The sequence below is a fragment of the Microbacterium sp. HMWF026 genome, assembly GCF_003061325.1.
GTDB lineage: Bacteria > Actinomycetota > Actinomycetes > Actinomycetales > Microbacteriaceae > Microbacterium > Microbacterium testaceum_E.
Genome location: NZ_QAJB01000397.1, coordinates 1,969 through 15,356, shown reverse-complemented (window position 1 = coordinate 15,356; position 13,388 = coordinate 1,969). Strand labels below are relative to the sequence as shown.

Annotated in this window: 14 protein-coding genes; 11 read left to right on the top strand and 3 right to left on the bottom strand. The window is 69.9% G+C overall.

The features are described 5' to 3' along the window. Positions 1-45: 45 nt before the first annotated feature. Positions 46-963, bottom strand: coding sequence for an ABC transporter permease (locus DBR36_RS14775; protein ID WP_146185382.1), 918 nt, complete (start codon positions 961-963; stop codon positions 46-48). 187 nt (positions 964-1,150) lie between these two features. On the opposite strand from DBR36_RS14775, the gene DBR36_RS14770 reads away from it, so the two are divergent. Further along, positions 1,151-1,852 (top strand): GntR family transcriptional regulator, encoded by a 702-nt coding sequence (locus DBR36_RS14770; RefSeq protein ID WP_108320514.1) that lies wholly within the window; start codon positions 1,151-1,153, stop codon positions 1,850-1,852. Between the two features lie 85 nt (positions 1,853-1,937). Here DBR36_RS14770 and DBR36_RS14765 read toward each other — a convergent pair whose 3' ends face one another. Beyond that, positions 1,938-2,780 carry a Cof-type HAD-IIB family hydrolase gene (locus DBR36_RS14765; RefSeq protein ID WP_108320513.1) on the bottom strand — a complete coding sequence of 281 codons (843 nt, stop codon included), beginning with the start codon at positions 2,778-2,780 and terminating at the stop codon, positions 1,938-1,940. A gap of 316 nt (positions 2,781-3,096) precedes the next feature. Between DBR36_RS14765 and DBR36_RS14760 the strand changes: the two genes are divergently transcribed. The 10 genes from DBR36_RS14760 (at position 3,097) to DBR36_RS14715 (ending at position 13,084) form a co-directional block, all read left to right on the top strand. Further along, complete coding sequence (locus tag DBR36_RS14760) at positions 3,097-4,989, top strand: beta-glucoside-specific PTS transporter subunit IIABC (protein ID WP_108320512.1); 1,893 nt, start codon at positions 3,097-3,099, stop codon at positions 4,987-4,989. Beyond that, entirely contained in the window at positions 4,976-6,427 is a 1,452-nt protein-coding gene (locus DBR36_RS14755; RefSeq protein WP_108320511.1) for a glycoside hydrolase family 1 protein, read from the top strand. Before DBR36_RS14760 ends, DBR36_RS14755 begins: the two co-directional genes overlap by 14 nt. Before the next feature lie 44 nt (positions 6,428-6,471). Further along, the gene (locus DBR36_RS14750) at positions 6,472-7,302 is read left to right on the top strand and encodes a PRD domain-containing protein (RefSeq protein ID WP_108320510.1); all 831 of its coding nucleotides are present in this window, start codon (positions 6,472-6,474) and stop codon (positions 7,300-7,302) included. 18 nt (positions 7,303-7,320) lie between these two features. Beyond that, complete coding sequence (locus tag DBR36_RS14745; RefSeq protein WP_108320509.1) at positions 7,321-7,587, top strand: HPr family phosphocarrier protein; 267 nt, start codon at positions 7,321-7,323, stop codon at positions 7,585-7,587. A 151-nt stretch (positions 7,588-7,738) separates the two neighbouring features. Further along, on the top strand, positions 7,739-9,049 hold the full coding sequence (gene rlmN / locus DBR36_RS14740) for a 23S rRNA (adenine(2503)-C(2))-methyltransferase RlmN (RefSeq protein WP_181373624.1): 1,311 nt from the start codon (positions 7,739-7,741) through the stop codon (positions 9,047-9,049). A gap of 167 nt (positions 9,050-9,216) precedes the next feature. Then, positions 9,217-10,563 (top strand): TRAP transporter large permease subunit, encoded by a 1,347-nt coding sequence (locus DBR36_RS14735; RefSeq protein WP_108320508.1) that lies wholly within the window; start codon positions 9,217-9,219, stop codon positions 10,561-10,563. 24 nt (positions 10,564-10,587) lie between these two features. Then, positions 10,588-10,866: a hypothetical protein gene (locus DBR36_RS14730; RefSeq protein WP_108320507.1), complete on the top strand. Its 279-nt coding sequence runs from the start codon at positions 10,588-10,590 to the stop codon at positions 10,864-10,866. Positions 10,867-10,894: 28 nt separating this feature from the next. After that, complete coding sequence (locus DBR36_RS14725; RefSeq protein WP_108320506.1) at positions 10,895-11,491, top strand: methyltransferase; 597 nt, start codon at positions 10,895-10,897, stop codon at positions 11,489-11,491. A 21-nt stretch (positions 11,492-11,512) separates the two neighbouring features. Next, entirely contained in the window at positions 11,513-12,274 is a 762-nt protein-coding gene (locus DBR36_RS14720) for an IclR family transcriptional regulator (protein WP_108320505.1), read from the top strand. Between the two features lie 36 nt (positions 12,275-12,310). Continuing rightward, positions 12,311-13,084: an NAD(P)-binding domain-containing protein gene (locus DBR36_RS14715; RefSeq protein WP_108320504.1), complete on the top strand. Its 774-nt coding sequence runs from the start codon at positions 12,311-12,313 to the stop codon at positions 13,082-13,084. A gap of 43 nt (positions 13,085-13,127) precedes the next feature. On the opposite strand, the gene DBR36_RS18560 is transcribed toward DBR36_RS14715, so the two are convergent. After that, positions 13,128-13,388 (bottom strand): FadR/GntR family transcriptional regulator (locus tag DBR36_RS18560; RefSeq protein ID WP_258222876.1); only part of this gene is annotated, 261 nt, incomplete at its 5' end.

Below are 13,388 nucleotides of genomic sequence, written 5' to 3'. Positions count from 1 at the left end.
CCGCCCCGGTCGTGGCCTCGGGGAGCGGGGGGAGGGCGACGGTGGTCATGAGGTGGCCGTTCGGGGATCGATGCGGGCGACGAGGAGGTCGACGAGGGTGTTGACGACGACGAAGGCGACGGCGACGAACAGCAGTCCCGCCTGGACGATCGGGAAGTCGCGCTGACTCACGGCATCCGTGAGAAGGCTGCCGAGCCCGGGCCAGGCGAACACCACCTCGACGACGACGGTTCCGCCGAGCAGGCCGCCGAGGTTCAGGCCCGCCATGCCCAGCACCGGCGGCAGGGCGTTGGGAAGCATCTGCGTGAAGAGGATCGTCGGGCGGGACTGGCCGATCGCGAAGGCGGTGCGGACGTAGTCCTGCTCGGCCTGATCGCTGAGGGCGGCGTCCAGCAGGCGGAGATACATGACGAACTGCCCGGTGGCGAGGGTGAGGACGGGGAGAACGAGGCTCGCCGGGCTCGTCCGGCCGAGGGAGGGCAGCAGCCCGAGTGAGACGGAGAAGATCAGCACGAGGAGCAGGGCGAAGAAGAAGTCCGGCACCGCCTGTCGCGTCGCGCCCAGCCACCCCACGGCCGATCGGAGCATCTGACTTCCGCTGAGGTGGATGACCACGGCGGCGATCAGGGCGAGTGCGAAGCCGGCGAGGAACGCCCAGAAGGCGAGCTCGACCGTGGCGGGAAGACGCTCCCACACGAGGCCGAGGGCGGACTCGTGGAGACGGTAGGAGTCGCCGAGGTCGCCGACGAGGACTCCGCGGAGGAAGTCGAGGTACTGCACGAGGACGGGGCGGTCGAAGCCGAGGCGGGCGTTGAGCGCATCGACGTCCGCGCTGCTGGCGTTGTCGGGCAGGAGAAGTGCGCCGGGTGCGCCGGTGAGGCGTCCCAGGACGAAGCCGATCGTGACCACGAGGAAGACCGTGGCGCCGGCCAGAGCGAGGCGGCGGAGGAGGAAGGCGAGCACGGAGCCGACGCTACGGGGCACAACCGGTATACCAAGGCGATGTAACGAACACGCAATGTGATTCTTACGCCCGAGATACTTTGGAGTACCAAATAGCGCAAGAAGCGGTCAGGGGGCTGCTCAGAAGCGCATTTGGAGTACCAAAAACACGTTTCGCTGCTCCCACCACCCCTGAGAGGATGGTCGGGTGGAAGACGACATCGACGCGGCCGGTCGCCGTATCGCGCACGTGCTGCGCGAGCGCATCATCACCGGCGAGATCGACATGGGGCACAAGCTCGGCGAGCGCGACATCGCCGAGGAGCTGGGTGTTTCGCGGGTACCCGTGCGAGAAGCGTTGCACGTCCTCGAAGCCGAGGGATTCGTCTCATCGGCGCATCGCCGCGCCGCGGTCGTGCACCGCTTCACAGCGGAGGACGCGCGTGAGCTGTTCGACATGCGCATGCAGCTCGAGCCCTTTGCGGCCGGGCTCGCTGCAGGGCGTGCCGCAGCGGGCGCCGACACCACCGCGCTCCGCGCCGCTCTGGAGGTGGCGCACGTCGCTTCCGTGGCGGACACCTCCGCGTCGACGCGCAACTCCGATCTGCACGACGAGATCTTCGCCCTGGCGGGGCACGCTCTGCTCTCCCGGATGAGCGGTCTGCTGACGGGGCGCACCCGGTGGCTGTTCCGCCTCACGCCCGAGCGTGACACTGTCGGCCGGTGGGATGAGCACGCCGAGATGGTCGAGGCGATCGTCGGCGGGCACGTGACGTTGGCGCAGACGCTGGCCGCGGCCCACGTCGAGCGCGCCCGTGTGGAGTCGATGCCGGGCCTGCGGGAGCGACTGCCCGCGGTCGAACAGGTCGAGCGCCGCCGCCGGGCCCGGAGGGTGTCCGTGGAGGTCTGACGGGGGTGGGCTCGTCGGCAGCTGTGGCGCGGCATGCGAGCGAGCCGGCGAGGCGGTGCGATCCCGGCGATACGGCAGGTCCGCCTCAGATGAGTCCGAGCTCCGCGAACGCATTGTGCACGCCGTCGTCGAGCACGGCGGTGGTGACTCGGCCGGCGAGGCGCTGCAGTTCGGGCGCGGCGTTGCCCATCGCGACCGGGGTGCCCACCACCTCGAACATCTCGACGTCGTTCCAGCTGTCGCCGATGCCGATGGCATCCGCGGGATCGCGCCCGAGCAGAGCGAGCACCTCGAGGATCGCCGAGCCCTTGTCGACGCCCGCCTGGCCGATCTCGCCGTTGGACCCACCGGGCAGCGGCATCGAGCCCGGGATGACGAAGAACCCCTCGCCCAGGGTCGCGGCGGCGTGCGCGACGGTGTCGTCGGCGGAACTGACGAACACGGCCTTGGCGACGACGTCGCGATCGACCTCGGACACGGGGCGCGGCTCGCGCCACAGCGGTTCCTCGGCGGGCAGTCCGCGCTCGCGCAGCTCCGCCGCCCGCCATTCGGCGCGGGCGCGGCGGAAGTCGCGCATGACGGCATCCATCCCCGCGGACGCGAACACCGCGTCGTGCGTCTGCAGGAAGTAGTGGATGCCGTGCCCCTCGAAGTACCGCTCGAGGGTCTCGACGTCGGCGCGCGGCATGGGGTGCTCGACGACCAGCTCGCCGTCGCGATCGGCGTAGGCGCCGCCGTTGGTGATCGCCCCGTCGAAGCCGATCGCCCGCACGTCGGGATGGATGTCGCCCGCCGAACGCCCGGTGCACAGCCACACGAGGTGGCCGTTCTCGCGGGCCTTCCGCACGGCGGTCACCGTCGACGGGGCGATCGCCGAGCCGTGCTCGAGGATCGTGCCGTCGACGTCGAGGAAGGCGATGCGGGTCATGTGCCCTCCAGGGCGAGCGGCGCCGGAGCGCGGATCAGGTCGGGGGATCGGCGGCGGGTGCCACGTCGATGGCCATCGTTCCCGGTCTCGGGAGAACCGACGACACCGTCACGCTACTCGACCGGTCCGCGCGTTCGACGCCGCGATTCGACATCCGGGAATCGTCGTGTAGAGTCGCCGACGGACATGTGACTGGTCATGCAGGCAGGATCCGAACGCAGTGCGAGAGCGCCGCCTTCGGGTCCTTTTTTGTTTGCCCGGGCGGCATCGCAGTCGACGTCGCGACGCGTGTCCTTCGATCCAAGGAAGGACTTCGATGACCACTCAGGACAGCGCCCGCGCGATCCTCGAGCACGTCGGAGGGGCGGCCAACGTGGCTTCCCTCCACCACTGCTCGACCCGCCTCCGCTTCACTCTCGCCGATGACTCGCAGGCCGATGAGGCCGCCCTCAAAGCCACGCCCGGCGTCATCGGCGTGGTGCTGGGCACCCAGACCCAGGTCATCGTGGGCTCGGGTGTCAACGACTACTTCCGCGAGATCGAGAAGATCCGCACCGGGAGCGGCACGCGCGCCGCGGCGCGCGTCGACTCCGCCACACCGAAGCTGACCCTCAAGCGCGCCGGGTCGGTGTTCATGGACTTCGTCGTCGGCGTCTTCACCCCGATCATCCCCGCCGTCGCCGGCGCAGGAATCTTCAAGTCGTTCCTCATCCTCGCCGTCGCGCTCGGCTGGCTGCAGACGACCGACCAGACCTACCAGGTGCTCACCGCGATCCCCGACGCGGTCTTCTTCTTCCTCCCGCTGCTGGTGACCTACACCGCCGCGAAGAAGCTCGACGTCAACATCCCGCTCGCGCTCGGCATCGTGGGCCTGCTGGTGTTCCCGACCTTCGCGGGCCTTCTCACCCAGGAAGGCGGCGTCGCGCTGTTCGGACTGACGGTGCCCGCGATCGCCTACAACGCGCAGGTGTTCCCCCCGATCCTCGCCGTGCTGCTGCTCGCCGTCGTCGAGCGCTTCGCCCGCCGCATCAGCCCGAGCGTCATCAGCACCTTCCTCGTGCCCCTGATCTGCTTCGTCGTCGTGGCGCCCGCCACGATCTTCCTGCTCGGCCCGCTCGGCTTCTTCCTCGGCACCCTGCTGACCGGCGCGATGCTGTGGCTCTACGGCACGCTGGGCTGGATCGCTGTGGCGCTGATGGCCGCCGCCCTGCCGTTCATCGTCTCGGTCGGCATGCACAAGGCCTTCATCCCGCCGACGGTGGCGACCATGGCCTCCGCGGGCAAGGAGAGCTTCTACCTCGTCGCCTCTCTCGCCCACAACCTCGCCGAGGCGGGATCGAGCCTCGCCATCGCGGTGCGCACCAAGAACAAGACGCTGCGCGGCACCGCGATCTCGTCGGGCATCTCGGCCTTCTTCGGGATCACCGAGCCGGCCCTGTACGGCGTGACGCTGCAGAACCGTCGTGCGATCGTCTCGGTCGTCATCGGCGCATTCGTGGGTGGTTCGTACCTCGGCATCGCGGCGATCTCGGCCTTCGCGCTCGTCAGCCCGGGTGCGGCATCCATCTCGATGTTCATCGACATGACGAACCCGTGGAACCTGCTGCACGCGGTCATCGGCGCCCTCGTCGCCATGGTCACCTCGTTCATCGTGTCGCTGGTGATCTGGAAGGACTCCGACTCGGCCACCGTTCGTCTGCTCGAGCAGCAGGCGGGGACGGCGGCCCACGCCGCCGTCGGCGAGATCGTCGCCCCCATGACGGGTGAGGTCATCGCCCTCGAGAAGGTGGACGACCCGGTGTTCTCGGGAGGCATCCTCGGACCCGGCGTCGCCATCCGCCCCGCCGATGGTGAGGTGCGGGCCCCCATCAGCGGCACCGTGTCGAGCCTGCTCCCCTCGCGTCACGCCCTCGGCATCCTGGGCGACGACGGCCTCGAAGTGCTCGTGCACGTGGGCCTCGACACCGTCCGCCTCGAGGGGGCACCCTTCACCGCGCACGTCGCCCAGGGCGACCGCGTCGAAGCCGGCCAGCACGTGCTGACCGCCGACCTGGCGGCGATCGAGGCCGCCGGACTCGACATCACGACGCCCGTCGTCGTGCTCAACGGCGACGCCTACGACGTCGCCCCCCTCGTCACCGGACGCGTCGCCGCGGGCGCCGCTCTGCTGTCGACCGATGCGAAGGAGACCGCGAATGGGATTGCCTGACGGATTCCTCTGGGGCGGTGCGCTCGCCGCCAACCAGGCTGAGGGTGCCTGGAACGAAGGGGGCCGCGGTCCCGCGGTCTCGGACGTCGCGAAGTACCGCCCGCACGTCGACCCGCGCGAGTACGCGGTGCACCACCAGCACACGCTGGAGTCCATCGCGGCCGCGATGGCCGACGACGACATCGCGTACTACCCCAAGCGGCGCGGGATCGACTTCTATCACCGCTACCGCGAAGACCTCGCGCTGTTCGCCGAGATGGGCTTCTCGGTGCTGCGCGTGTCCATCGCGTGGTCGCGCCTCTACCCGACCGGTGAGGAGCTCGAGCCGAACGAAGAGGGCATCGCCTTCTACCTCGACCTCTTCACCGAGATGCGCCGCCTCGGCATCCGCCCACTGGTGACGCTGTCGCACTACGACCCGCCGCTCGCGCTCGCGCTGAAGAACAACGCCTGGGTCGACCGTGGGACCATCGCCCTCTTCGAACGTTTCTCGCGCACGTGCTTCGAGCGCTTCGGCCACCTCGTCGACCTGTGGCTGTCTTTCAACGAGATCGACGGCATCATCCGGCATCCCTTCACCTCGGGCGGCATCATCGACGAGACCGTCGAGGGCTCGCTGGAACAGGCCTGCTACACGGCGCTGCACCACCAGTTCGTGGCTTCCGCGTCGGTGACGAAGATGCTGCACGAGATGTGGCCGGAGTCGGAGATGGGGTGCATGCTGACGATGCTCACCACCTACCCGAACACGTGCCACCCCGACGACGTCGCCGCGACCCAGGCGAAGGAACGACTGCTGTACCTGTGCACCGACGTGCAGGCCGGAGGGGCGTACCCGCGGCTGGCGCTGAAGGCGCTCGAGGCCAAGGGCATCGCGATCCCCTTCGTCGAGGGCGACGTCGAGCTGCTGCGCGAGCACCCGGTCGACTACATCTCGTTCTCGTATTACATGACCCTCACCGAGTCGGTACGACCGGATGCCGAGCGGACCCCGGGCAATACGGTGCTGGGCGTGAAGAACCCGTTCCTGCCGTCGAGCGAGTGGGGCTGGCAGATCGATCCCGTGGGTCTGCGCATCTCCCTCATCGACCTCTACGACCGCTACGGCAAGCCGCTGTTCATCGTCGAGAACGGTCTGGGCATGCGCGACGAGCTGACCGAGGACGGCCGCATCCACGATCCGTACCGCATCGACTACTTCCGGTCGCACTTCGCGGAGATGATCCGCGCGGTCGACGAGGGGGTGGAATTGCGCGGCTACACGAGCTGGGCGCCGATCGACATCATCAGTGCGTCGTCGTCGCAGATCTCGAAGAGGTACGGTTTCATCCACGTCGACCAGGACGACCTCGGCAACGGCACCGGCGAACGACGTCGTAAGGACTCGTTCTTCTGGTACCAGAAGGTCATCGCCTCGAACGGGGCCGACCTGGCGTGACGACCGCACTCGCTGCGCGTCCGCCGGGGTCGACGGAGACACCCATGCAGATCATCAAGAAGGTTCTGAACTCCAGTGTCGTGCTCGTCGAGGACGAGCGCGGCGTGGAGCGCGTGCTGTTGGGCAAGGGCATCGGGTTCGCGGCGCGTCCGGGCGATCAGGTCGCCCCGGGTTCGACCGACCGGGTGTTCGTCGCGCTCGATGACGCCGACCAGCGGAACCTCGTCGAGTTGCTCGCTCAGATCCCCGGAGGCTTCGTCGAGCTCACCAGGGCGATCGTGATGGATGCCGAGAAGGCGGGCATCGAACTCGACGCGCACATCTACCTCACGCTCACCGATCACCTGCACTTCGCGGTGGAGCGCCAACGGCGGGGCCTGCAGGTCACCAACCGCCTGGCGTGGGAGGTGCGCACCGTCTACCCGCGCGAATACGAGGTGGGTCTGCGCGCCCTCGGACTGCTCCGCGACCGCACGGGGGTGGCGCTCCCCGACGAAGAGGCGGCCAATATCGCCTTCCACCTGGTCAATTCGGAGGTGGGGCGCCCGTCCGTCGACTCGATGCGGGTGGTCGGGCTCGTGTCGGACATCACGACGATCGTCACGCACGCCGGGGGAGTGACCCTGGATACCGACGACCTGCACACTCGTCGGTTCCTCACGCATCTGCAGTTCTTCGCGGAGAGATTGTTCAGCGACCGCCTCGCCGGGCAGGACGAGGACCTCCTCTTCGCAACCATGACGGCCAAGCACCCGCGCGCCGTCGCGACGGCCGAACGCATCCGCGCGTTCGTCCTCGCGGAGCACGAGGTCGCCATCTCCGATGAAGAGGTGGGCTACCTCGCCCTGCACATCGCTCGCGCTCAGTCGAGCTGAACACCCGAAAGGTCCCCCATGGCACAGCGCACCGCCGTCTTCGGCTCCTCCTCCGGCCTGCACTCCCGTCCCGCCGCCACCTTCGCCCGCGCGGCGGCGGCGTCCCAGCACTCCGTGACCCTCGCCGCCGGCGATACCTCCGTCGACGCGCGCAGCATCCTCGCGCTGCTGCAGCTCGGCGTGAAGACGGGCGATGAGGTGGCCCTCGAGGTCGACGGTCCCGAGGCCGACCGCGTGGCCGACGAACTTCAGGCGCTGCTCGAGCAGGATCTCGACGCCGCCTGACCCGATCGCGTGAGGGGCCGCGCCGGGTGTACCCCCCGACGCCCGGCATCCCGGCCCCTCACGTGCACCCTGCGGCCCGGCACCGATGCGCCTCACGCGAGGGAGGTGCGCGCCCAGCCGCGGCGCAGACGCGCCCGGTACCCTGGAAACCATGACCGAACAGCCCCCCGCGCGCACGACCACGCCGCCGGTGCGCCCCGCGGGGGCCCCGGCCGACACCGCCGTCCGCGAGACGCGGCCGAAGAACACCGGCGTCCGCCAGGTGCGGCCGAAGACCGAGGGCTGGCAGCAGGCCAAGGACGACACCGGCCGCCCGCTGCTGCAGTTCGCCAGCCCCAAGCGCGGCAAGCCCCCCGTGCACCTCGCCGACCTGACCGCCGACGAGCGCGTCGCGAAGGTGAAGGAGCTGGGTCTGCCCGGCTTCCGCGCGAAGCAGCTCGAGAAGCACTACTTCACGCACTACACGTCCGACCCGGCCGACATGACCGACCTGCCGGCATCCGGTCGCGAAGAACTCGTCGCGGGAATGCTCCCGCCGCTGCTGACCGAGGTGCGCCGCCTCGAGACCGACCGCGGCGACACGATCAAGTTCCTGTGGAAGCTGCACGACGGCGCGCTCGTCGAGTCGGTGCTCATGCGCTACCCCGGCCGCATCACGCTGTGCGTGTCTTCGCAGGCGGGCTGCGGCATGAACTGCCCGTTCTGCGCGACCGGGCAGGCGGGGCTCACCCGCAACATGTCGGCCGCCGAGATCGTCGAGCAGATCGTGCGCGCCAACGCCCTCATCGCCGCCGGCGGCCTGGGCGGGAAGAAGCGCGACGACCACTCGCTGGACCGCGTGTCGAACATCGTCTTCATGGGCATGGGCGAGCCGCTGGCCAACTACGCCCGCGTGATGCAGGCCGTGCGCGTCATGGTCGACAAGGAGCACGGGCTCGGCATGAGCGCGCGTGGCATCACGGTGTCGACGGTGGGTCTCGTGCCCGCGATCAAGAAGCTCGCCGACGAGGACATCCCGGTGACCTTCGCCCTGTCGCTCCACGCGCCCGACGACGGCCTGCGCGACGAGCTCATCCCGGTGAACTCCCGCTGGAAGGTCGACGAGGCCCTGGATGCCGCGCGCGCCTACTTCGACAAGACCGGGCGCCGCGTGTCGATCGAGTACGCCCTGATCAAGGACATGAACGACCACGCCTGGCGCGCCGACCTGCTGGCCGACAAGCTCAACGCCCGCGGTCGCGGCTGGGTGCACGTGAACCCCATCCCGCTGAACCCGACGCCGGGGTCGATCTGGACGGCATCCGAGGTGCCGGTGCAGAACGAATTCGTTCGCCGCCTCAATGACGCGGGCATCCCGACGACTCTCCGCGACACCCGCGGCAAAGAGATCGACGGGGCGTGCGGCCAGCTCGTCGCCACCGAAGAGGACGAGGCGGCCGCCGAGGCGACCCCCGTCGGCTGACCCCTTATCGAACGAATGCCCCCGGCCCGAGTGGCCGGGGGCATTCGTCGTTTCCGGCGACGGGGACGTGGTCGCGTGTTGACGGACCGACCGGAGTCGGGTTACGGTTTCACTAAGTGAACGTTTAGTTCATCTGATGAACCCCCCCTACCTCAATGGAGAGCACTATGGGCTTGGCTGTCTGGGCGCTGATCGCCTACATCGGCGTGATCGTCATCTGGAGCGTGCTGGTCAAGCGCGGCATCGGAGAGGCGATGGTCGTCGGCTTCCTCGTGGTCTGCGCGTTCGGCGGCGCCGACGTCCTGCGGCTGATGGCCGTGGGCCTCGAAGCGGCCTTCACGCAGGAGATCGTCTTCGCCGCCCTGGCGTTCACGTTCATCGGCTTCCTCCTGGCATCCACGGGTGTCATCGACAAGCAGGTCGACATCCTCAACTCGATGCTCGGCCGCCTGCGCGGTGGCGCGGGCTACGTCGCGACCGTCGGTTCGGCCCTGTTCGGCTCGGTGGCGCACTCGGGTTCGGCGAACGCCGCGACCATGGGCTCCGTCGCGATCCCCTGGATGAAGCGCTCGAACTGGCCGGCGCACGTCTCGGCCACCGTGATCGCCGGAAACGCGGGCAACGGCACCGTCATCCCGCCGAGCGCGTCGTTCTTCATCCTCATCGGCACCGCGACCGTCGCGCCCTACGTCACGATCGACAAGCTGCTGCTGGCGATGTTCGCCGCGGCCGGCTGGTGCGTGCTGTGGCGCCTGATCGTGATCTTCATCTTCGTGCGCCGCCACAAGATCGACCGGGTCGCCGCCGCCGACATCCTGCCCTTCGGGCGTTCGTTCCGGCAGGGCTGGACCTCGCTGCTGGTGTTCCTGGGCATCGTCATCCCCGTGGCCGTGACCCTCGGACCCACCGGCGACGCCCTCGTCGCCGCCCTGGGCGAAGACACGATGGACGCCGTCAGCGTGATCGTGTGGATCCCCGTGCTGCTGATGATCTTCGCCGTCATCCTGGGCTGGAAGGGTCTGCCCCGCGGCGGCCGCGCCTGGTACGACTTCATCGCCAAGACCGCCCCGCGCTACCGCGACATCGGCGCCACGCTCGTCTTCGCCTTCGCCGGCGGCGCCGTGCTCACCGAGCTGGGCCTCGCCGACCAGCTCTCGTCGGTGCTGAACGGACTGAACGCCTCGCCCGTGATCATGTCGATCATCGTCGCCGTCATGGTCGTGCTGGTCGCCGGTCCGCTCAGCTCGACCGCGACGATCGCCACGATCGGCGGCATCGGCTTCAGCGTGCTGATGGTCTCGGGCGTCGACCCGATCCTCGCCGCGTGCGTCGTCCTCGTCGCCGCCTCGACCGAGGGGGCCTCTCCTCCCGGCGCGTCGGCGATCTACATCGCCACCGGTATCGCGCAGGTGAACCCGGTGAAGACCTTCGTCCCCCTGATCGTCTGGTACGTGCTGCCGATCCTCGCCATCGCCGCCCTCATCGGTCCCGGCTGGCTGCCGGTGTCGTTCTAGCCCGCGTCCTCAACGGAGAAGACCATGTCTGAAGACAAGACCCCCGCCGAAAAGCCGCACGGGCCCGCCCGTCGTCGTGCGATCGCCCTGATGACCCCCGTGTTCGTGGTGCTGCTGGCATCCATGCTCCTCGTCGGCACCGTGCTGGTGCTGCTGCAGATCGCCGGCCTGCTGATCGGAAACGGTTCCTTCGTCACCGGCGTCGCCGACGCCCTCAACCCCTGGGCCTTCGGGATCGGCGGTGCTCTGGGCATCTGGACCCTGCTGCTGTCGTACGCCCACGGATGGAAGCCCGCCGACTGACGTCGGCCCTCGAGAACGGATGAGTGACATGACTGCTATCGCCACGGTCGACCGTCGGGTCGTGGAGGGTCTCGCGGCCCTGCCCGTCGCCAACATCGGCGACTCCATGGACCGACTGGGTGTCGTGGATGCCGGCATCCACGCCGTCTGGAACGGGGCCGCCCTCGCCGGCCCGGCCTTCACCGTCGAGGTCGCCGGCGGCGACAACGCCGGCATCCACGAGGCCATCTCGAAGGTCCCCGCCGGCGCGGTGCTGGTCGTCAACGGCCACGGCGTGACCGACCGCGCGCTCATCGGCGAGCTGATCGCCGAGCGCCTGCGCAAGGTCGGCTGCATCGGCTTCGTCGTCGACGGCGCGGTGCGCGACGTGGGAGACCTCGAAGAGATGGGCTTCCCCGTCTTCGCGCGCTCGAGCAGCCCCGCCGGACCGTACAAGAACGGTCCCTTCCGCGTGGGCGTGCCCATCGCGCTCGGCGGGGTCGTCGTCAGCCCGGGCGACATCGTGGTCGGCGACCGCGACGGCCTCGCCGTCGTCCCCGCCGCCGAGGCCGAGGCCGTGCTGGAGCGCGCCCGTCGCAAGAACGAAGACGAGGCCGAGACGCGGCGCGGCATCCTGGCCTCGTGAGCGATCCGACACACTAGATGGATGAGCTCGAGTCGTGAAGACACCTCCGGTCAGCCCACGGTCCGCAGCGTCGAACGCGCGCTCGACCTGCTCGAGCTGCTCGAGCGCGCCGACCGGCCGCTGCGACTCGTCGACCTCGGCCGCGGGACGGGACTTTCGACCGCCACGACGCTCCGCCTGCTCGGCGTGCTCCAGCGACGCGATCTGGTCTCGAACAGCGGCGGCGAGTACCGCCTGGGGGTGGCGACCCTCGGCATGGCGCACGGGTACATCTCGACCGACGCGCTCAGCAACCGGGCGCGGCCGCACCTGCAGCAGCTCGCCGAGACCACCCGGCTCACGAGTTCGCTGTACGTGCGCAGCGGCGACGAGCGCATCCTCGCCGTCCGCGTCGACGGACAGCACCCCCTGCGCTACCAGCTGCCGCTCGGCCGCCGGCTCGCCCTGCACCTCGGCGCGGGCAAGCCGATCCTCGCGCACCTGCCTGCGGACGAGGTCGAGCGCATCCTCGGCGGCCTCGGCGAGACGCGCACCGCGGGCGGGCTCACGGTCTCGACCGAGGGATTGGATGCCGAGCTCGCCGCCGTCCGCCGCAACGGGTTCCACGTCTCGGTGGCCGAACGCGACACCGCGGTGGCATCCATCAGCGTGCCCGTCTTCTCATCGGCGGGGGAGATCATCGCCTCCCTCTCCGCCTCGGGACCGGTCGAGTCGACCGACCCCGACACCCTGCCCGACTGGGCTCCGGAACTCCGACGGGCGGCAGCGGCCGTCGGTCGCTAGCGCGGGTCTCGATCCGCGCATCTCGAAAGGAACATCATGCGCGTGATCGGCATCATCGGACTCGGCGAGGCGGGCTCGCTCTACGCGCGCGGCGCGGTCGAGGCGGGCTACGAGGTGCGCGGGTTCGACCCCGCTCCCACCCCGACGCCCGAGGGGGTGCAGCGCGCCGCGTCGCTCACCGACCTCGTGGCCGCGAGCGACCTCGTCATCGTGCTCACCGGCGCCGCTCTGAGTGCGCGGATCGCCGCCGACGCCGCCCCCCACCTGCGCGCGGGTGCGGTCTACGCCGACTTCACCACGGCCTCGCCCGACGTGATGGTCGACGTCGCCGCGCTCGTCGAGAAGGCCGGGGCGCGCTTCGCCGACGTCGCCATCCTCGGGCCGGTGCCGACGAAGGGCGCCGCGACCGAGACGATCGTCAGCGGGACCGCCGCGGGCGACGTCGCCGAGGTGCTGCGACGCTTCGGCGCCGACGTCGAGGTCATCGAGGGGCCGGCCGGGGCGGCGACGTCGCGCAAGCTGCTGCGCAGCGTGCTGATGAAGAGCCTCGCCGCCATCGTCATCGAGGCGCTCGAGGCCGGCCGCGCGGCGGGGTGCGAGCCGTGGGTGCGCGCTCAGATCGCCGCGCAGCTGTCGGGCGACGCCGAGGCCAAGATGGACCGCTACGAGACGGGCAGCCGCAAGCACGCGGTGCGCCGCGCGCACGAGATGGAGTCGGTCGTGGACTACCTGGGCTCGCTGGGCGTCGCGTCCGAGATGTCGGACGCGTCCCGTCGGGTGCTCGAACGCCTGGGCGAGCAGCAGGCCTGAGCCGCCGCGCGTCGGGCGCGACTGTCGCGCCCCGCGCGCGTCGTCAGCGCCCGACCTGCGCGTGCAGCACGTGCTCGCGCAGGTCGTCGAGCGTCTGCTGCATGTGCCCGTCCATCGCGATCCGCGCCGCTTCGGGGTCTCGCGCGCGCAGCGCCTCGAGCACGCGGCCGTGCTCGGCGATCGCGTGCTGCTGGATCACCCGCACGCGCGAGGTCTGTGCGCGACGCTCCGACAGCACCTCGGTCAGGGGCGCGAACATCACGGTCAGGAACGGGTTTCGCGAGGCCGTGAGGATGCGGTCGTG

Coding starts and splice junctions, on each gene's coding strand:
- DBR36_RS14765 (WP_108320513.1), bottom strand. CDS start 2,780: ATGACCCGCATCGCCTTCCTCGACGTCGACGGCACGATCCTCGAGCAC.
- DBR36_RS14760 (WP_108320512.1), top strand. CDS start 3,097: ATGACCACTCAGGACAGCGCCCGCGCGATCCTCGAGCACGTCGGAGGG.
- DBR36_RS14755 (WP_108320511.1), top strand. CDS start 4,976: ATGGGATTGCCTGACGGATTCCTCTGGGGCGGTGCGCTCGCCGCCAAC.
- DBR36_RS14750 (WP_108320510.1), top strand. CDS start 6,472: ATGCAGATCATCAAGAAGGTTCTGAACTCCAGTGTCGTGCTCGTCGAG.
- DBR36_RS14745 (WP_108320509.1), top strand. CDS start 7,321: ATGGCACAGCGCACCGCCGTCTTCGGCTCCTCCTCCGGCCTGCACTCC.
- rlmN (WP_181373624.1), top strand. CDS start 7,739: ATGACCGAACAGCCCCCCGCGCGCACGACCACGCCGCCGGTGCGCCCC.
- DBR36_RS14735 (WP_108320508.1), top strand. CDS start 9,217: ATGGGCTTGGCTGTCTGGGCGCTGATCGCCTACATCGGCGTGATCGTC.
- DBR36_RS14730 (WP_108320507.1), top strand. CDS start 10,588: ATGTCTGAAGACAAGACCCCCGCCGAAAAGCCGCACGGGCCCGCCCGT.
- DBR36_RS14725 (WP_108320506.1), top strand. CDS start 10,895: ATGACTGCTATCGCCACGGTCGACCGTCGGGTCGTGGAGGGTCTCGCG.
- DBR36_RS14720 (WP_108320505.1), top strand. CDS start 11,513: ATGAGCTCGAGTCGTGAAGACACCTCCGGTCAGCCCACGGTCCGCAGC.
- DBR36_RS14715 (WP_108320504.1), top strand. CDS start 12,311: ATGCGCGTGATCGGCATCATCGGACTCGGCGAGGCGGGCTCGCTCTAC.